The organism is Flavobacteriales bacterium (assembly GCA_019694795.1).
Taxonomy (GTDB): domain Bacteria; phylum Bacteroidota; class Bacteroidia; order Flavobacteriales_D; family UBA2798; genus UBA2798.
The window spans coordinates 1-20,823 of sequence record JAIBBF010000037.1; the positions used below are offsets into that span (position 1 = coordinate 1).

Consider the following 20,823-nt stretch of genomic DNA (forward strand, 5'->3'; position numbering starts at 1 on the left):
ATTTAGGTACCTGCACATAAAGCGGAACTTCCTTATCAATGACCAATTGCTGATCATTCTGCGTAAAATTGACATAAAACATGCCGCCGGTACTTAACAAATTTCCATCCGACATAGTGGTGAGGTTGGAGAAAATCATATCGGAAAGATGCAAAGCTTCAGTCAATTCAACTTTAACTGTTCCACTCACTTTCTCATTTCCTTCTTTATAAAACGCTCCTTTCGGAATGCTAATGATAATTCCCTGTTCGCCTTCAATTACATTATCCTGATCAGCATTAATTTCAAAATATTGGCTTTTTGTTAGGGTAGCGTTATAAGGATCGGAAGAGAATGATTTATGAACAGGCGTATAATCATAGTTCGGCTTTTCGGAACAGGAAGCAATCAGAACAATGGCTGCACAAAAAACAAGAAGTGAAGGAATTCGAACATTCATAATGAAAAACGGATTAGTAATAAAGATAATAAATTATAACCTCCTCCCCCATTTGCACAATCCAAAAATTACTCTTAATTGAATTTAACATTGGAAATGCTAAGATGTCACCAAAATAGTTAATCCGCCTATCCTTTCAATTATTAGGAATGTTATATCCAAAAAACAGAAAACAATTCTTCATTTAAAAAACCATAAAATAGAGCAATGATTACTAGTTAGACAGAATAACGCATTTCTTTAAAAACCAACAATAGAACAAAAAATCCTGTCATTCGTGCCTATTTAGAATATACTTATCTTTATTGCATGGTCTCATTAGCGAAACTATACTTTACTATGAATAAATTCAAATCGCTACTATTTCTTCTAGTTACCTTGACATTAACTCAAAGGGTAAATTCACAAATCAGCACATCGAGTAGCGACCTTAACCATCATTTTATGCTGATGAATGATGGGAATGAAGTTTTTCATTTCGACACCCGTACTAAAACCTGGCATGAATTATACATTCCTAACCAAATTGTAACCGGTATCCATGCAATTCCGGGTACCAATTTTATCCTCCTTCATGGTTTCGATCATCAATTGCTGATCTATGATTTTGTGAGTGAAAAAAGCATTAAAACATATAAGGGAATCTCCTCCTATTGCCTAAGTAAAACAATGCTGGTGTTGGGGACAGAAAACGGCACTATAGTGTTTCTTGATTTCAATCTCAACCAAATAAATTCGATTAAAATCGAAGAGAGCAAGGTCTGCGCGCTGGCCATGCACGAGAATACCAATCAGCTTGCCATTGCATATAATAACGGGAAATTAATTCGCTATGATTTAAAATCGAATTCGATCGCTTCAGAAAAATTGGATCTCTTTTCTCCTTATCTCTCCATGGCATTCAATGAAGATGGTTCTAAAGTGGCCACTCACAATGGCTACTATTTTTATTGGATGGATTCAAAATTTAATGTCCTCCATAAAATAGAAACCTCCACTTTTTATCCCAATTTCATTCATATTAAACCACTATTCGGAAATTTCTTTTCACTGGAAGGTTTAGACGGTTTCAACACCTATTACGCCACCGCCAAAAGCTGGGAATATTCACAATTACTTTTAAACACTAATAATCAAACCTCCTATTCCGAATTTACCATTCAACCGCAACAGAAAAAAGATTCCATTTATTCGGTTTACACTTATCATACGTACAAGGCCATGAGGGAATACTATCTAAAACACCCCAATTCCTATTTTGAAAATGCGAGTGGCGACAGCATTGTATTTCGATACGATGAATCAAAAAAGGTTAAACTATTACCGCAAGAAAACCAGATTAGCTTCCATCTAAAGCTAAATAAAACGGAAGTGCCGAAAAAGAATGCTAAAAGCAAACCGGAACCCATCGAGATCCTTCCGCAAATTGGGTATCCCGGTCCCATCATCGACCTTTTGTATTGCCCTTCAGAAAACATTTACATCACCTACTCCGAATCACCTATCATTAAAATATGGACAGCGGATTTGAAAACCCTGATTAAAGAAATCAAACTTCCAGAGTTTAACATCATCAAAGCGGCCATTCACCCGCAACTTCCGCTACTCACAGTTTGGGATCAAAACTATGAAATACATATTATCGACCTAAAATCCTTTTTAATCACCCACACCCTACACTATTCCGATTTCAAGTATAATTACAATGGCGATTTCGACGACAATTTCATTTCGCATTGTATCTCGTTCGAACTGGAAGGTAATTGGTTTAGCATTCACGATACTTCCTATGGAAACAAAGAAAATTCAAGGTTTTATTATGACGAAAACACATTAACCCATGCTCAATTAACAAGCGATTTAGTTGCCGGCAAAAACAAACCACTTAAAATCGATAATAATGAATATTCCGATTTTAAATTGAGTTTGGCCAATCCCATTTACCCGGGCCTTTCTTTTGTTGACACCCTCTATTCCGAATCGATCTATTTGGAGGATGTTAAAATGAAAGAGAATGATTCCTGTTATTATTACGTCTCCACCTATTTAAACGATGGGGTTTTCAGGTATTTTTTAAAGCGAACCCTTTTTGAGGATGAAAAACTAAAGCAAGAGCTTAAATCGTTGGATACAACATTAAGTTACTTTTCCTTTTATCAAAAATTAGAACATCCTAAAATCCAAAACCACATACTCCAAATTCTGGATTCCGATCATTCAAAGCGTTTCTTGTTGGTTTTTGAAACAGTCAACAACAATAGAATTTATAGCATCTTCGACCGAAAAGAGAACAAAATAATAAAGCACAATGTTTCAGCTTCGGCCTTTTTCATGGGTAAAACGCAAACCTATTTTATAAATAATAATGAGATTTACGGACTAACCAATGATTTCCATTACAACCTCAATACATTAAAATCGAGGTTATACGATGGTAAAAGTGTGAATTTAGCACGACAGTACTATTCGATTTCTTCAACAGCAGACAGTCTCAATCCCACCATCAACATTTGGCATCCGTCAATGGACCATACGGTGCTATCCCTTCATGAAGTCACCAACCAGACCACCCTTATTAATTTACCCAAACCGGAATTAGGCAGGGTTCGGCCCAGTTTACTACCCTCCATTTCTTACATAAACGCAATGGATCATTTTACGCGACTGGACCCTATTAACCTAAGCGTTAAAAATTATTGGATTACGACACAAAATTTAAATGGAAACTTGAAATTCATTGTCACCGATGCTAAACCGGAGAACAAAATGTATTTATACTTTCCCTTTTTCCAATATGCAGGTGAATATACTAATGCCGGAAGCGACTGGGCATTATATACCTTTAACGAATTGTTGGAGATCAGAATATTTAAGGAGATCAGAACCTCCGGAAACAAAACGCAATATCCATATGAAAACAAGACCCACTTTTTTGATATTAATACAAAATCATGGGTAGATAAACCAGAATTTCTCTCTTTACAAGACACCATTGCGAAACTGTTCAATATCGGCGATCATCATTTGGGTGATAATCAAATTGAAAATTTCGAGAATTATCAATATAACTACGACGGAACAGCAGGTATCAGGGCACATGGAAAATACGGGGAGCATTCGTTTCTGGAATATTATTACCTGGCCAATGAATACAGCGATGTAAATCTATACATGTGCAAGGATATTATCGATTCCGCCTTTTACATTACTACAGATTTAAAATACACCCCGATTATTGCCGATCCATTTAAAAATAAACCGATCAAAAAATTTGAAACACCTCCTGTTCCCTTCCACTTCATGCACCTGCTTTACCCGGAAAAAAAATTCATGACTTATGGTTACGATGGTGGCGTTCGCGTTTACGATATGAATGGAACAAACAAAAAGCCGATTTACACCTTTTACAAAAGTGGAGAGGAACATATTTTTATTACACCCGATAATTATTATAAATCCAATGCCAAAAACAATCAGTTCATCAAGTTCAGACACAACAATAAAATTTACGGCATTGAACAATTCGATTTAAAATATAACCGGCCGGACATCCTATTGCAGCGAATCGGAAACCAGGATAGTGTTTTAATCAGCTCTTACCATGCTGCCTACATCAAACGACTAAAAAGAATGGGATTCACGGAAGATATGTTGTCCGACGATTTTCATTTACCTGAAATAAAAATTTTTAATTTTGAGTCATTACCTGCACAAACCGATACTCCTGAACTGGAATTGGAATTGAATGTACTCGATGAAAAATTCAAGCTCGACCGGATTAATGTTTTTATTAATGATGTGCCCGTTTTTGGGACTAAGGGAATTGATCTCCGCAATGAAACGACGCAGCAAATCACCAAAAAGATAAAATTGAATTTATGCAGCGGAAAAAATAAAATTCAGGTCTCCGTATTAAATCAAGCAGGTGCTGAATCGTATAAGGAGACCATCGAAATTCAATTCAATAATAAAATCAATCCGAAACCCGAACTCTATTTAATTACCATTGGCGATTCCAAATACCTGGATGAACGCTACAATTTATCGTATGCAGCCAAAGATGCAAAAGACATCGCTGCAATGTTTCAATCCAACAGTTCACTTTTTTCTAAAACGCACATAATCTCTCTAACCGACGAAAAAGTAACAAAAGAGAATGTCGCTCAATTAAAAGAAACACTGTTAAAGGCAAAAAGAGACGATGTAGTTATTCTATCAGTGGCAGGTCATGGTGTACTGGACGAAAAACTCAATTATTATTTAGCCACCTATGAAATGGACTTTAACAAGCCGGCGGAAAAAGGAATTCCCTATGAGGAACTGGAATCGATTTTGGACGGAATAGAACCGCTTAAAAAAGTTATTTTCATCGATGCTTGTCACTCCGGCGAAATCGATAAAGAAGAGGTGTCGCAAATTGCCCAAAGCATTTCCGGCAATGAAGACATCAAATTCAGAAATGCGGGGGCAGGAATTCAAAAGAAAACGCTGGGTTTAAAAACAACTTCCGAACTGATGGCAGAATTATTTACGGATCTGCGAAGAGGAACAGGCGCTACGGTCATTTCATCTTCCGGAGGGGTGGAATATGCCATGGAAAGTGCAGAATGGAAAAATGGGTTATTCACGTATTGTTTATTGCATGGACTAAAGAACCTGAAAGCAGATTTAAATCAGGACGGCATGGTGATGCTGAGTGAATTGCAACAATACCTCCGTTCCGAAGTAATTCTACTGAGCAATGGCGCACAACAACCCACCAGCAGAATTGAAAATTTAAGTCTGGATTTCAGGATTTGGTAAGGCGTAATTAACACCAATTTCCTCTTATTTTTACCTTTCAAAGGCTGCTGAGGATATTCCAATTATCTTTATATTTATTCCAGCGCTTGGGGCTATGAAATTTCATTTGCTATTTGCATTCTTACTCTTGTTTTCGCTTGGAAAAGCGGGCAACGATAATTTACCGGTGGGGGCACGCAGTGCGGGACTTGCCCATGCTTCGCTTGCACTCAATGATGCCTGGGCCGTGCAAAATAACCAGGCTTCCCTCGCTTACCTCGAACAATTCAGCGGCGGCGTGTATTACGAAAACCGTTTTCTGATTAAGGATATGAACCTGAGTGCTGCGGCATTTGCCTTACCTACCAAAAGCGGTACATTCGGATTGCTTTATCATTCCTTTAGTTTGTCATCTTACAACGAGAGCAAAGCAGGCATTTCTTACGGAAGAAAAATCACTGAAAATTTTGCGGTGGGCATTGGCATTAATTACAACAGTATTCGTTTTGGAGGTATATACGGTAAGGGTCACACCCTAACGGGTGAAATCGGATTCCGCCTGGCTTTGAATAAAAATTTAGTGGCAAGTGCGCATATGTACAACATTACCCGGTCGAAATTAAACACGAGCAACTCCGGCAGCGAATACATTCCGAGTATTATGCGATTTGGATTAAATTATTCCATTTCCAAAAAAATATTCGCAGCACTCGAAGCGCAAAAAGATGTAGACCATCCCCTCATCATTCGTGCAGGTGCCGAATACCGTGTGCTCGATCTCATTGCCATACGAGCGGGAATATCCACCAATCCCACACTCAACAGTTTCGGTTTCGGATTTTATTTCAAAGATCTCGTATTGGATATTGCAGCTTCGTATCATCAGACGCTGGGATTTTCACCGCAGGTGGGACTCTCCTACGCGCCTTCCAAGAAAAAGGAAAAAGAAATTGAGCCTTGAAAAAAATTAGTTTCATTCTGCTGATCTTTATTCCTTCATTCCTCCGCGCACAGGAACAGGATCCGCAAAAGATGGCCATCATCGAACAGCGCATCGAACTCATAGCCGAAGCACTCGGAAATGAAAATCCCGATTTCACTACCCTCATCGATGAGCTTTCCTTTTACTACGATCATCCCATCAACCTCAATCGCACCTCGCGCGAAGAGTTGCAGGAAATCATGTTGCTCTCCGAAGTGCAAATCACAGCCTTGTTACTGCACATCGAAAAAAACGGAAAACTGATTTCCATTTACGAATTGCAAGCTATTCCCGGTTTCGATTTACAAACCATCCGCAACATTTTACCCTTTGTGCGGGTGTCCGACATGTTCGACGCTCCACACATCGATCTGCACACCTTGCTGAAAGACGGAACGCAGGAATGGTTTGTGCGCGCATCGCAAGTTCTCGAAGAGCAGCAAGGATTTACACCCATCAGCGATTCCGCACTGGCGGCGAGTCCCAATTCCCGCTACCAGGGCACGCCTTATCGCTTGTACACGCGTTACCGCTATCGTTTCGGTAATTCCATTTCTTTTGGTATCACAGGTGATAAGGACGCGGGAGAAAACTTTTTTTCGGGTGCGCAAAAACAGGGATTCGATTTTTATTCGGCGCATCTTTTTGTAAAAAATATCGGTAATGTGAAAGCCGCTGTAGTGGGCGATTATCAGGTTTCGTTCGGACAAGGACTCACCTTTGCAACGGGACTCGCTCTCGGAAAAAATGCATACACACTCAATGTAAAACGCAATTCGCAAACGCTTCGTCCCTACACCGCCACCGGTGAAAATCAATTCATGCGGGGCGCCGCCATTACCTATAAAATCAAACAAACCGAAATCACCGCACTCTATTCCCGCGATCACCTCGATGGTAACCGCATACTCAATAGCGATACCACGGTTTCCGGTGATGATGAATACATCAGTTCACTGCAAACTTCAGGTCTGCATACCACACCTGCAGAAATAGAAGATAGAAATGCTGTATTGGTGCAGCATATGGGTGGACATTTTGCCTGGAAAACAAAACGCAGCAATATTGGTTTCACGGGAATTTATTCAACACTCAATCCCGGTTTACAAAAAACAACAAGCATTACGAATCAGTTCGATTTTAACGGCGATCACAATCTCGTAACAGGTATCGATTACAATTACATCAAAAACAATTTTAATTTCTTCGGAGAAATGAGTCGCTCCCTCAATGGAGGTTGGGCGATGCAACACGGATTACTCGCCAGTCTCGATCCGAAATTTTCAGTAAGCGTGGTGTACCGCAATTATCAAAAAAATTATCAGTCGCTCTTCGCCAACGCACTCGCCGAAGCCAGTAAACCCGTCAATGAAAAAGGACTATACATCGGTTTGGAATTACGTCCCAATCCGAATTGGACCATCAACGCCTATTTCGATACCTTCGAAAGTGAATGGTTGAGAAGCGGCGCAACGGGTCCGCAACGTGGAATGGAATACCTCGCACAATTGCAATGGAAACCATCAAAAACGATGGACATGTACATTCGTGCCCGTCACCGCAGCAAACCTTACGACGATCCCAATGATCCGGAAGAAATTAATGTGCTGCTCGATAAAGAACAAAACAATTACCGTTATCAGTTCAATTGCAAAATCAACGATCAGATCAGCGTCCGCAACCGGATTGAAATGATGAACGTCGGATTTTTCGAGCGCGATAAACAACGTGGATATCTCATTTATCAGGATCTCATCTGGAAGCCGGAAAAACTTCCCATCACATTTACCGGTCGCTACGCCATTTTCGATACCGACAGCTACGATGCCCGCATTTACGCTTACGAAAACGATGTATTGTATTTCTTTTCCATTCCATCCTATTACTACCGTGGCACCCGTTTTTACGGCATCATCCGTTACCAATACAAAAAACGATTTGATGTGTGGTTGCGTTACGGACAATGGTTGTACAACAATCAAAACACCATTGGTTCCGGACTAAGCGAAATTCAGGGTAACCGTAAATCAGAAATCAGGATTCAGTTGCGGCTTCGTTTCTAAAAAACAAAAAAGGAAAACGAATCCAACATCCCGCACCGGCAAAATAACAAAGCACATCCCATCCATCGGCCGTAAATCGCGCATCACGCAGTGGCATAATTCCCTCGAACCAAATGGAAAATATCAATGCAGCCCAAATCACCTGTACAGGTGAAGGAATAAAATGATGGTTGTGCATTTTTCGAATACTGATGGTAGCGAAAAAACTAAATACAGGAATTGCAATGAAATCGCTTATCCATGAATGAAACGGAATTACACCCGGAAATAAAAAGCGATTGCAAATCCAGATGAATACCATTAGAAGAAACACGCCTGTTCTCATCCCGCCAATAATGTAATTAACCAGATAAAAAATCCAAGAATGGCCATCCAGGTCAACCAGAAAGCCGCCACCATCGTCCGAAGTACAATAATCAACGTATTCTCCGAATCTTCCGTTTTATCCAGCCAGATTTCTATCCTGCTTTTTTTCTTCGGCTTTGGGGAGGGGATCAATCCCTGTTTAATTCGTTCCTCCCTTATATATTCGTGCCGGTTTAAAACTGCACCACATTGGTCGCAGTGTTCACCGGATCCTTTCATCCAGGCCTTGCAATTCGGACATTGAATTTCCTTGTTCACCCCTCAAAATAAGTCCCCTTTGTTAAGAAATCAAAAAAAATGAGTCCGAAATTTGGAAAATATGAATTGTTGTACCTACATTTGTTGTCGAAAAACTAAAAACCAAAATGAAAACTGTAAAATTCCTCTCCCTTGCACTGATTGCAAGTACTATTCTGGCTTCCTGCGGTAGCGAAGCTGTAGAAGCAACAGATAAAAAAGAAGTAGCTGAAGCTACAGTAGAAAGTGTTGCGTACAAAGTTGATCCTGCTGCATCTGTGCTGAACTGGCACGGTGAAAAAGTGGCTTATGGTCACGATGGTACCATCAACATCACCGAAGGTGAACTCACCATGAAAGGTGATACCGTTACTTCCGGTAACTTTGTGGTTGACATGAAAACGGTGGTTGGAACCGACGAAGGTGCTAACCCTGAAGACATGGCAAAATTGGCTGGTCACTTAATGTCGCCCGATTTCTTCGATGCTGAAAAATTCCCTACTTCGAAATTCGAAGTTACAGGATGGGCTAAAAATGCAGACGGTACACATAACCTGAGCGGTAACTTAACCATTAAAGACAGCACCAAAAACATCAGCTTCCCTGCTACCATTAAAGTAGAAGGCGAAAAACTGACAGCAAATGCAGAATTCACCATTAACCGTAACGACTGGGGTGTAACCTGGGGTTCTGGTTTAAGCGGAGCAATCGGCGATAAAATCATCTCCGACGATATCAAATTCAAAGTAAATCTGGTAGCCAACAAATAATTGGCATTAGGGTTACAAACAGATGCGCTGTTCTGAATAAGGACAGCGCATTTTTTTTGTTGCTTTCCTTCATTGCATTCCTGATATTTAGCCACTCAAAAATCAGGCTCATGCTTCAACTGCGTTATCTTTTTATCCTGTTAATTCTTTCAGGAACTGCGCAAGCTCAATTACAACCCAAAACCTTTCCCAACGATCCCATTGGTGTAAAGGAATATCACCTTAAAAACGGCCTTACGGTTTACCTGAGCGAAAATCACGATGAGCCTCGTGTATTTGGAGCAATCGTTGTAAAAACCGGAGGTAAAAAAGATCCATCCGATAATACGGGAATGGCCCATTACCTCGAACACATGTTGTTTAAAGGCACCGAAGAATTAGGAACCACCGATTATCAAAAAGAAAAAATTCATCTCGACGAAATCAACCGCCTTTACGATCTCCTCGGAAAAACCACCGACCCGAAAGAACGTTTGGCGATTCAGAAAAAAATAAATGAAGAATCGGTTAAAGCGGCGCAATATGCGATCCCCAATGAAATGGACCGCATGCTGGCCGAAATCGGAGGCGATGACGTGAATGCATTCACCACCGAAGAAGTCACCGCCTATTACAATTCCTTCCCCTCCAATCAAATTCGTCGCTGGCTCGATATCTACGATCATCGTTTCGAACATCCGGTATTTCGTTTATTCCAAAGCGAACTCGAAACCGTGTACGAAGAAAAAAACATCGGCATGGATGATCCCATTACCTATGCCTTCGAAAAATACATGGCGCAGTTTTATAAAGTGCATCCGTACGGACAACAAACCGTAATTGGCAAAACAGAACATCTGAAAAATCCTTCCCTTACGGCGATGTATAATTATTACAATACCTATTACGTTGCCAATAACATGGCCTTGGTACTGAGCGGCGATTTTAAAGCAGAGGAAGTCATTAAAATCATCGAAGAAAAATTCAGCGACTGGCGCTCGGCTCCTGTTCCGGAATTTCCGAAGTATGAAGAAAAGGAATTTAAGGGGAAGGAAGTCCTGAAATTAAGAGCCACCCCCGTTAAGGCAGGATTAATCGGATTCCGCACACCGAAAAAAAATGATCCGGACGAAATTGCCATGGAAGTCCTCATGAATTTATTGTCCAACGGAAGCGCCGGCCCCATCGATCGTTTGTCCACCGAAGGAAAACTGATTGAAGCCAGCGGATTTTCGATGGTGAATACCGATTACGGAGCATCCTTTTTTATGTTTATTCCGAAAATTGTTGGTCAACCCCTCAAAAAAGCAGAAAAACTCATCAATGCGGAAATAGAAAAAATTCAAAACGGAAATTTCGATGCAGCAATTCTGGAAGCCACAAAAACAGATCTCATCAAAAATTTTCAAAAAGGCTGGGAACAAAATGAACAACGGGCTTTAACCATCGGTACTGCATTTTATACCGAAACCGATTGGAGCAAAGTGCTCAATTACGAAAATGAAGTTAGAGCCATCAGCAAAGAAGATATTATTCGCGTTGCAAAAAAATACCTGGGCGAAAACCGATTGGTGCTTTACTCCAAAATGGGAAAACCGAAAAAAGATAAACTCAGCAAACCCGAATTTGAACCGGTCATTCCCAAAGAAGAAAAACATTCGGCCTATTATGAAAAATGGAAACAGATTCCGGAAGATCAGGCCATTCCTGTTTCGGTGGATTTTAACAAGGACATCCGCGTTTCTTCCATTGGTAAAAACATCACGCTGAAACAAGCGGTGAATCCATTCAATTCCATTTTCTCGCTCAAAATCCGCTTTGGTACCGGTAAATATTATTCCCCCGCTCTCAAATTCGCTCCGCGTTATCTTGAATATGCTTCTTCCGAAAATTATACGGCGGCACAATTCAAAAATGAATTATTCAAACTTGGATGCTCAGCCAGTTTTATGGTGGTGGAACATCGTTTTATTGTATATGTAGAAGGACTCGATGAAAACCTGGAAAAAGCTTGCGCCATTGTGGTTAAACACCTCACTTCGCTAAAAACGGAAGATGAACGCATGAAAAAAATTGCGCAGGACCTCAACACCGAATTAAAAATGAGCAAACGCTCTCCCGGATTTTGGTCGGGTGTTCTGAGTAATTATGTTTTATTCGGAAAACAATCGGCCTACCTCCGCGAAATTTCATTGGCAGAATTCAAAAAAATGAAAGCGGCGGAAATTACAGCGGCCATTCAGGATGCCATGAATTATGAAATCATTGTCACCTATGTCGGTAATCTGAAATCGGAATCCATCAAAAACGCATTGGGCGATCAGGTGTGGAATGTAAGCGAAAGAAAAGCCAATCGTGAGCGTGTGTATCTCGAGCGTTCTGTTCCAAAAGAAAATACCATTTTCCTGTTTAATCAACCCAAAGCGCTTCAATCGCAAATTTATTTCTACATCGAAGGTGTTCCTTATACCAACGATCAGCTGGCCGATATGCTGGCCTTCAATAAATATTTCGGCGGCGATATGTCGAGCCTCGTCTTCCAGGAAATCCGCGAATTCCGTTCGCTGGCTTATGGAACCTACGCTCAATTCACTGCGCCTTCTAAACAGGGAGAAAAATCCTTCTTTACCGGTTACATCGGATGCCAGGGCGATAAAACCAATGATGCGGTAGAAGCAATGACTGATTTGATTTTAAATATGCCACAAAAACCGGAGCGCTGGTCATCGGTGCAATCGAGTTTAATTCAATCTGCACAATCGGAACGACCCGGCTTTCGTGGTATCATCGAAATCATCGAATACTGGCAAATGCGCGAATACAAAACCGATCCAAAAAACGATCTCATCGCCGCTTACGAAAAAATGAATTTCGATGTCATAACTCAATTCTGGTCCAACTACATCAAAGCACATCCGATCACCATCACCATAGTGGGCAACACTTCTAAATTCGACATGAAACGATTAGAGAAGTTTGGAAAAGTAATCACAGTAAAAGAAAAAGAAATGTATAAGGATTAATCCTTCAACACTTCCATTTTCGTGCTGACTTCCTTGTACTCTCCCTTATACGTCATTCGTATTTCCGAACGAAAACGAATTTCTTTTTTGGATTGTATGCATTCCTCCATCACGCTTTTCCATTCTTTACAAATCCATCCCAGCAACCATTTTACCTCCTCCGATCCATCGCTTAATGCAACACCGTTCATGGTCCCGGTGGTGATCAACACCAAATCCGACCAACCCACACCCAGGGAATCAGGCACCTGAATCTCGGTAGCCCATTCTCCATATTCGGTATTGTACATAAATAAATCATCGCGACGTAAAACACGACGCATTTCCATTCCCGCTGGAACATACAAGGAACTTACCGTAGTATACATTCCTCCCGCACCACCGTTCGAATAGGAAAAATCGAACAACCATTTTTCTTTTCCTACCCGCAACAGAGAGGGCGCAAATAAATTATTGAAAGAACCATAACAGCCTACATAGGGATCAAAGGTTTCAAGCTTCCATCTTCCTTTCACGCGTTTAAAAATGGCAATACCGGTACCCGGCCCCAAAAACCTTCCGGAGAAATCGATGCTGTACTGGCTATAATGATTAAACACCAGCGCCTGATGATTTTCATCCATTTCTATCAGATCACTCACCACTGTTGTATTTACGTTAGAATCGGGAAACACGCCATAATTTTCATTGAGGTATTCATAAATAATATCTTCCCGTTTGCAGTTATCGCATTTCCATCGTACCAATGGAAATTCCTGATCTGAATAATCCGATGGTTCTATCGAAAATTTTCCGGGGAACAATTGATGCAAGGCGAGATAAGGAAATAAAGTATCGCCGAAATCAGTTCCTGCCGCTAATGTTATTTTATCGAGAGCAATCACCTCCAACTCATCGCCCTGTTTCCATTCCGGATATTTTTTCCAGATATAACTTTTTTCTGGTTGAACTTCTTCAGCAGGTACCAAGGTGGTATCCTCCACGATCAATGCGCTGCTGTCTTTGTTTTCTTCTGCTTTACTTTTTTGTTCTGTACCACCGCATGAGGCGAACATGATGTATATTAGCGCAACAATAAAAATTCTCATACCCGATCTTTTGAACGAATATACTCCGGAACAGGCAGAAAAAATAGAACAGGTCGTATCCGGCCTCCGTCATCTATTATCCGCAAGCGAACTGAACGATTTTAAAGCAGCTATACAGCAAGAACCCGTGTTGTCGGTACGTCGACACCCACTCCGTTACCATCTCGCCGCAAACACGCATCCTGTGCCCTGGTGTGCATGGGGAGAATACCTCAGCGAGCGACCGGTCTTTACGCTGCATCCTTTATTTCATGCCGGAGCCTATTATGTGCAAGAAGCCGGCTCCATGTTTCTCCACCATGTGATGCAACAAATTCTTCCGCAACACGAAGTTCGCGTACTCGATCTATGCGCTGCTCCGGGAGGAAAATCTACTTTAATGGCATTATCTCTTCGCGAAAACGATTTACTCATTGCCAATGAAGTTTCGCGTCCGCGTTGTTCCGTACTTCGCGAAAACATCATCCGCCACGGCGATCCGAAAATTATTGTCAGCAACAACGAGGCTTCCGATTTCAGTTCGTTCAACGGATTTTTCGATATCATTCTCATCGATGCACCTTGTTCAGGTGAAGGCATGTTCCGCAAAGATGAAAACGCACTCGGGGAATGGTCGGTCGACAATGTAAAACAATGCGCTGTCCGGCAAAAAAACATCATCGGAGAAATTCTTCCGGCACTGCGCGATGGGGGAATTCTCATATACAGTACCTGCACCTACAATGCCGAAGAAAATGAAAAACAACTGGAATACTGCGTGCAGGAATTTTCACTCGAAAATGTAGCCATGAATGTTCCGGAGGAATGGAATATTTTCCGCACGAAAACTTCCGGTATCGATGCTTATCGTTTTTTACCACACCGCACCAAAGCAGAAGGATTTTTCCTAAGTGTAATGCGCAAACCCGGCAATGAACCACACCTGCATCTTCCCCGCGAAAAAAGCAGTTCCACAAAAAAAGCGGAGGAATTAAAATCATGGCTTCGTCCCGAATGGGAATATGCCTTGTACATGGAAAATGAAAAAGCATTTATTCATGCCAACGCACGCGAAACGGCATTTCTAAAAAAACATCTGCGCTTTGCACTGGAAAAATATCCGCTGGCCGAAAAAAAAGGGAAGGACTGGATCCCCGCACCCGAAGCTGTTTTTTCCGCTGCCTTCCATTCCGAAAATTTTCAGCAACTCGAATTGGAAAAAGAAGAAGCCTTGCGTTATTTAAAAACGGAGGACATCAGCACCAAGGGTGAAATCGGATGGAATTTAATCACGTATCAACAATTACCGCTGGGATGGATCAAACAATTGCCAAATCGTTCCAATAATTATTATCCCAAAGAGTGGAAAATCAGAATGCAGTTGAAATAAAAAAGTCCTCCGTAAAAACGAAGGACTCCCCTACTCATTGCTGAAAAAATTAAATGGTATACTGACCCAGCATCACGGCCGGATTTTCGAGTAATTGTTTAAAGGTATTCAGGAATCCCGCACCTGTTGCACCATCCACCACACGGTGATCGCAGCTTAAGGTGACTTTCATAATATTCCCCGGAACTACAGCACCGTTTTTCACTACAGGAACTTGTTTAATTCCTCCAACGGCAAGAATACATGCATCCGGCGGATTAATAATGGCGGTGAATTCTTCTATACCGAACATACCGAGATTAGAAATGGTAAATGTATTTCCTTCCCAATCGGCTGGTTGTAATTTTTTATCTTTTGCTTTTTGCGCGTATTCGCGAACCTCAGCAGAAATTTGCGACAGCGATTTGGTATCTGCAAAACGAACAACCGGAACAAGTAATCCGTCTTCCACCGCTACAGCAACACCCATGTGCACATGATCATTATAACGAATGCGGTCACCCAGCCAGCTGGAATTAACGGCAGGATGTTTTTTCAGTGCTAAAGCAGCGGCTTTAATCACCATGTCATTAAAGCTCACTTTCACACCATTGATATCAGCAATTGCTTTACGCGCATCCATAGCGCGATCCATATCAATTTCGAGTGTCAGGTAAAAATGCGGAGCAGAGAATTTCGATTCGGCCAGGCGGCGTGCAATGGTTTTGCGCATTTGCGATACCGGTACTTCGGTATAACTTTCAACGCCACCACTCATCATGCCTAATCCGGCAAAGTTTTCAATATCGCGTTTTACAATTCGTCCACCTTCTCCACTTCCTTGTAAAATACCCGGATTTAATCCGCGTTCTTCGGCCAGCTTTTTCGCCAGTGGAGAAATTTTAGTTCTTCCATTGGCAGAAGTGTTCACTGCAGTAGATTTAACTACTTTTTGGGTAGAAGCTACAGTAACGGTTTTGGGCGCTTCAACGGTTTTGGTCTCGGCAACAACCGGGGTTTGTACTGCTGTTTCTACTTTCGTTTCTTCTTTAGCGGCAGGAGCATTTTTCTTTTCTGCTTCCAGTAAAGCGGAAATATCTTCCCCCTGCTTTCCAAGAATGGCAAGAATGGAATCTACCGGAGCAGCTTTTCCTTTTTCAACACCAATATGCAATAACACACCGCTTTGGTACGATTCAAATTCCATCGTGGCCTTGTCGGTTTCAATCTCTGCCAATAACTCTCCGGATTTAACCGGATCGCCAACTTTCTTATGCCATTGTGCAACCACCCCTTCGGTCATGGTATCACTTAATTTGGGCATGCGTACTATTTCTGCCATCGTTCGGATGTATTTTTAGTATTCGATGATATAAGGATAATTCGGCTCGCTGTAAATATCGTTGTACAACTCGCTTGGATCCGGTAGCGGACTTTCTTCGGCAAACTTCACCGATTCTTCAACAATGTCTTCCACCTTTTTTTCAATCGCTTCAATTTCTTTTTCACTCAGGTATTTGTTGGCGCGAATGGTAGCTAAAACCTGCTCAATCGGATCTTTCTTTTTGTATTCTTCCACTTCCTCTTTGCTGCGGTATTTTTGCGGATCACTCATGGAATGACCTTTATAGCGATAGGTCATGATGTTTAATAAGGTCGGACCATCACCGCGGCGGGCACGGTCACAGGCTTCTTCAATGGCAAGGTGAACGGCTTCGCAACTCATTCCGTCAACATTAAACGAAGGCATATGATAAGAAGCGCCAATTTCAGAAAGATCTGTTACGTTCGTGGTACGTTCTACGGAAGTACCCATCGCGTAATTATTATTCTCAATAATAAAAATCACCGGAAGTTTCCACATCATGGCCATGTTGAAGGTTTCGTGCAGTGCTCCCTGACGAACAGCTCCATCACCCATGGAGGTGAAACAAACATTCTCGGTTCCTAAATATTTTTCCGCAAAAGCAATACCGGCACCCATTGGAATTTGAGCACCAACAATACCATGTCCACCCATCAGATTAATCTCCTTGTTGAACATGTGCATCGATCCGCCTTTACCTTTCGACATCCCCGTTTGGCGACCATATAATTCGGCCATCATGTATTTCGGATGCATACCCAATGCAATCGGATGAGCATGGTCACGGTAAGCCGTGATGTGTTTATCACCGGGGCGACAAGCAGAGGCCGTACCTGCAACAATGGCTTCCTGGCCAATGTAGAGGTGACAAAAACCACCGAATTTCTGCTGGAGATAAAGCTGACCCGCCTTCTCTTCGATTTTGCGCATTACGAGCATATCCTCGTACCACTTCACATAGGTTTCTTTCGAAAATTTTACCTTCTTATCATCCGAGGCCACCATCGATTTGGCCGATGCTTTCTTTGCTTTGGTATCTGAAGCCATTGAAAGGAATTTGATTGGGGACAAATATAACAATTATGCAACAGCAAAAAGGAAAACCTTAAAGCGGTTTCTTGAGTTTAGATTCGTTGAAAACCAAGGGTAATAAGCTATTTACGCTGTTAATGGCAATAATTTTACCACTGGCACTGGCCAATAAAAGGCGAATCGGGGTGTCCTGCTTAAACTCGTATTCCGACATACTTTGCCTGCAGGCTCCACAGGGGGCAACAGGTTCGTTTACGTCAAAATCTTCCGACAGCGCAATAATGGCCACCTTCTCAATGGTTTTACCCGGAAATTGAGCACCGGCTGCAAAAAAAGCAACACGTTCAGCGCAAAGTCCCGAAGGATAAGCCACGTTTTCCTGGTTCGAACCAATCACCATTCTCCCTCCGCTCAATCGCAAGGCGGCACCTACGTGATAGCGGGAATAAGGCGCATAGGCCGACTCGGCAGCTTCACGGGCAGCCTCCACCAATTGCACTTCATCGGCAGGCAATTCATCTAGAGAATCAAAGGTTTCGTAATGAAAACCCAATGTTTGAACGCTTTTTCCCATATCCTACTTGCGTTAATAGTCTGTTTATCTAACTTTATGAAAAGGTTATTCCCCCATTTTCAACGAATAAAGATAACAAAAGCTGATATGAAAAAGTTTTTTGCTGCATTTGTCTTCCTGGTTTTCACCCTGCCGGGTGATGCCCAAAATGAAGGAAATGCATTTTTTGGCGATGCCGTTATTCATGATGTGTACCTCACTTTCCACCAAAGCTCTTATTGGGATTCGCTAACCACAGGCTATACCAATGATGTGTATATTAAATGCGATGTGGTAATTGATACCGACACCATGCCCGACTGCGGCATAAAATTTAAAGGCAATTCATCCTATAATAATCCCTCCAATAAAAAATCGTGGAAGATCGATTTTAATGAATATGTCAGCGGACAAAAACACGATGGCTTAAAAAAAATCAACCTCAACAATTGTTTTAAAGATCCGAGTTTTCTGCGTGAAAAAATGATGCTCGATTTTCTTTACTACCGCGGAATTTATGGTCCACGCTGCACCTATACCCGCGTATATGTAAACGGGGTTTATTGGGGACTCTACACCGCCGTAGAAGAAATCGATAAAACATTTCTCGATTTGCGTTTCAACGATAAAAAAGGAAATCTCTTTAAAGGAGATCCCTCCGGCGATTTAAAATGGTTGGGAAGTAGTCCCACCGCCTATTACACCAAATACGAACTCAAAACCAACGAAACCCAAAACGACTGGACCGATCTGGTAACGTTCATCAATAAATTAAACAACACCGCAATTGGCGCTTTGCCCGATACCCTGGCTAATTATCTCGACATGGATAATTTCTATTATACCTGGGCATCGCATGTTTTATTTTCTAATCTGGATTCCTATTTAGGAAGCGGACATAACTATTACATCTATCACGATTCCACCATTAATCAATTCCGTTATATTTCATGGGACGTTAATGAAGCTTTCGGTAACTTTAATCAGGGGATGACCGTTGCTCAAATTGAGGCAATGAATATTTTTTACGTTCCCAATCCACCCGGTAATCGTCCCCTTCACGAGCGCCTTTTGCAAAACAACGCAGCGAAACAACGCCTTGCCGATGCCCTTTGCGATTTGGTGAATTATGATTTTTCAATCTGGACCCTCGATGCAAAAATCGATTCGCTGGCCAATGCCATTCGCGCCGATGTATATGCCGACAGCCTTAAATTTTACAGCAATCAGAATTTCGAAGACAACCTTAATAACACAGTAACGGTAGTTGGAAATCCGGGTGGTAACGACATGCCCGGTATTAAATCCTTTTTAACCAACCGCCGCAATTCGGTAGCTTCCCAATTAGGAGCCTACGGTTGTACGGTGGGGATTTCCGATATTCAAAATGAAATGCTTGATTTGTACCCGAATCCCGCCCATGACCAGATTCGGGTGGACGGACTCAACGAAAACAATTGTGTATACGAGATTTTTGATTTATCTGGAAGAATGATTTTAACCGGAAACTTAAATAACAGTCCTGTTATTTCCTTGCATGCAATTGCATCAGAAGGAATGTACATTTTACAAATGTATACGCCTTCCGGAAAAATCTATCGCAATAAATTCATGAAACAATAACAAAAAATCAATCATAACCATGTTTAAAAAGTTAAGCTTAGTATCCGTATTATTTTTACTTCTTTTTAGTGCTTGCCAGAAAGATGAAGGCGTAGGTGGAAAAGCGACCATTAAGGGTAAAATCTACATGAAAAATTACACTGGCGGGGTTTTGCAGGACCAGTATTATGCACCCGATTATGATGTGTATATCATTTATGGAGGAAGCAATACATTTTACGACGACAATGTGAAAACCAGTTACGACGGATCATTTGAATTCCGCTATTTGCGTCCGGGCACATACCAGATTTTTGCCTATACCAAAGATCCAATTACGGGAGATATTACTCCGGTTTTACAAACCGTGGAAATTAACGATAAAAAAGAAATTGTTACACTTGCAGATATTACCGTAAAAGGATAATGCAATTGCAGGACGTCATAGCAAACATGGATCCGATTTCACTCGATGAAATGGATAGCGTAAAGCTCATGAACCGAACCGATACCAAATTCGGATTCAGCGCATCGTTGCTACCCGAAATTTTAAAAGCCTGCAGTAACGATTACCGTATTCTCGAGGTCAACACCGTTCGCGCATCCGCCTACCGCACCTTGTATTTCGACACCCCCGATCATCAGCTCTATCTCGATCATCATAAAGGCAAACCTTATCGTTTTAAAATCAGAATCCGCAATTACATCGAGTCGAATTTATTCTACCTCGAAGTAAAAGTGAAAGTAAAAGGAAGAACGGTAAAATCGCGGATTAAGTTAAGTGGATTCGAAACTGAGCTCAGTGAAAAATCGAGAGCTTTTATTGAAAAAGCAACCGGAGAAAAATTAAATCTTGTTCCGGTATTATGGAACGGATTTCACCGGGTGACACTCATCAACCGAAAAGAAAAAGAACGACTCACCATCGATTTCGGATTGAACTTCGAAAACATGAAAGGTGAAAAAGAAGATGTGGGCTCTTTAATTATTGCAGAAGTAAAACAAGAAAACAGAAGCCGTTCTTCAAAAATTATTAATGTCCTGCGCCAATACGGAATTCGCGAATCGGGAATGAGTAAATATTGTGTAGGAACCGCACTTATCGAAAAAGAATTAAAATCAAATAATTTCAAGTCCAAACTACTGGCCATTGAAAAAATAAAAAAAGCAGCATAAACAATGAATCTATTTAA

Annotated in this window: 16 protein-coding genes; 9 read left to right on the forward strand and 7 right to left on the reverse strand. The window is 41.4% G+C overall.

The genetic code is table 11. From position 1 onward, the window contains the following. On the reverse strand, positions 1-439 hold a 439-nt coding region (locus tag K1X56_10855), incomplete at its 3' end, for a hypothetical protein (protein MBX7095215.1). Positions 440-889: 450 nt separating this feature from the next. Between K1X56_10855 and K1X56_10860 the strand changes: the two genes are divergently transcribed. From K1X56_10860 to K1X56_10870, 3 genes are all read left to right on the forward strand, one after another. Further along, positions 890-5,242: a caspase family protein gene (locus K1X56_10860; protein ID MBX7095216.1), complete on the forward strand. Its 4,353-nt coding sequence runs from the start codon at positions 890-892 to the stop codon at positions 5,240-5,242. A gap of 94 nt (positions 5,243-5,336) precedes the next feature. Then, positions 5,337-6,182, forward strand: a complete 846-nt coding sequence (locus tag K1X56_10865) for a hypothetical protein (GenBank protein ID MBX7095217.1) — start codon at positions 5,337-5,339, stop codon at positions 6,180-6,182. Then, positions 6,179-8,266 (forward strand): helix-hairpin-helix domain-containing protein, encoded by a 2,088-nt coding sequence (locus K1X56_10870; GenBank protein MBX7095218.1) that lies wholly within the window; start codon positions 6,179-6,181, stop codon positions 8,264-8,266. The genes K1X56_10865 and K1X56_10870 overlap by 4 nt, the downstream gene beginning before the upstream one ends. Here the strand turns inward: K1X56_10870 and K1X56_10875 are convergent. Both K1X56_10875 and K1X56_10880 read right to left on the reverse strand, forming a co-directional pair. Continuing rightward, positions 8,238-8,591, reverse strand: a complete 354-nt coding sequence (locus K1X56_10875) for a hypothetical protein (GenBank protein ID MBX7095219.1) — start codon at positions 8,589-8,591, stop codon at positions 8,238-8,240. The two genes, K1X56_10870 and K1X56_10875, sit on opposite strands and share 29 nt — an antisense overlap. Next, positions 8,588-8,890 carry a hypothetical protein gene (locus tag K1X56_10880; protein MBX7095220.1) on the reverse strand — a complete coding sequence of 101 codons (303 nt, stop codon included), beginning with the start codon at positions 8,888-8,890 and terminating at the stop codon, positions 8,588-8,590. The genes K1X56_10875 and K1X56_10880 overlap by 4 nt, the downstream gene beginning before the upstream one ends. Positions 8,891-8,997: 107 nt before the next feature. Between K1X56_10880 and K1X56_10885 the strand changes: the two genes are divergently transcribed. Continuing rightward, positions 8,998-9,639 carry a YceI family protein gene (locus K1X56_10885; protein ID MBX7095221.1) on the forward strand — a complete coding sequence of 214 codons (642 nt, stop codon included), beginning with the start codon at positions 8,998-9,000 and terminating at the stop codon, positions 9,637-9,639. A 110-nt stretch (positions 9,640-9,749) separates the two neighbouring features. Further along, the gene (locus K1X56_10890; GenBank protein MBX7095222.1) at positions 9,750-12,641 is read left to right on the forward strand and encodes an insulinase family protein; all 2,892 of its coding nucleotides are present in this window, start codon (positions 9,750-9,752) and stop codon (positions 12,639-12,641) included. On the opposite strand, the gene K1X56_10895 is transcribed toward K1X56_10890, so the two are convergent. Next, entirely contained in the window at positions 12,638-13,729 is a 1,092-nt protein-coding gene (locus K1X56_10895; GenBank protein ID MBX7095223.1) for a hypothetical protein, read from the reverse strand. The two genes, K1X56_10890 and K1X56_10895, sit on opposite strands and share 4 nt — an antisense overlap. A 10-nt stretch (positions 13,730-13,739) precedes the next feature. Between K1X56_10895 and K1X56_10900 the strand changes: the two genes are divergently transcribed. Then, positions 13,740-15,098 carry an rRNA cytosine-C5-methyltransferase gene (locus K1X56_10900; GenBank protein MBX7095224.1) on the forward strand — a complete coding sequence of 453 codons (1,359 nt, stop codon included), beginning with the start codon at positions 13,740-13,742 and terminating at the stop codon, positions 15,096-15,098. A gap of 49 nt (positions 15,099-15,147) precedes the next feature. On the opposite strand, the gene K1X56_10905 is transcribed toward K1X56_10900, so the two are convergent. Genes K1X56_10905 through K1X56_10915 form a run of 3 tightly spaced genes read right to left on the reverse strand, consistent with a single transcriptional unit; the run spans position 15,148 to position 18,049 of the window. Further along, entirely contained in the window at positions 15,148-16,419 is a 1,272-nt protein-coding gene (locus K1X56_10905; GenBank protein ID MBX7095225.1) for a 2-oxo acid dehydrogenase subunit E2, read from the reverse strand. A gap of 15 nt (positions 16,420-16,434) precedes the next feature. After that, entirely contained in the window at positions 16,435-17,490 is a 1,056-nt protein-coding gene (gene pdhA / locus K1X56_10910) for a pyruvate dehydrogenase (acetyl-transferring) E1 component subunit alpha (protein ID MBX7095226.1), read from the reverse strand. A gap of 58 nt (positions 17,491-17,548) precedes the next feature. Further along, entirely contained in the window at positions 17,549-18,049 is a 501-nt protein-coding gene (locus tag K1X56_10915; GenBank protein MBX7095227.1) for a cytidine deaminase, read from the reverse strand. An 87-nt stretch (positions 18,050-18,136) separates the two neighbouring features. Between K1X56_10915 and K1X56_10920 the strand changes: the two genes are divergently transcribed. The 3 genes from K1X56_10920 to K1X56_10930 are packed head-to-tail and all read left to right on the forward strand — an operon-like array spanning position 18,137 to position 20,806. Further along, on the forward strand, positions 18,137-19,651 hold the full coding sequence (locus tag K1X56_10920; protein MBX7095228.1) for a CotH kinase family protein: 1,515 nt from the start codon (positions 18,137-18,139) through the stop codon (positions 19,649-19,651). Between the two features lie 19 nt (positions 19,652-19,670). Then, on the forward strand, positions 19,671-20,057 hold the full coding sequence (locus K1X56_10925) for a hypothetical protein (GenBank protein MBX7095229.1): 387 nt from the start codon (positions 19,671-19,673) through the stop codon (positions 20,055-20,057). Further along, positions 20,057-20,806, forward strand: a complete 750-nt coding sequence (locus K1X56_10930) for a polyphosphate polymerase domain-containing protein (protein ID MBX7095230.1) — start codon at positions 20,057-20,059, stop codon at positions 20,804-20,806. Before K1X56_10925 ends, K1X56_10930 begins: the two co-directional genes overlap by 1 nt. The last annotated feature ends 17 nt before the right edge of the window (positions 20,807-20,823 follow it).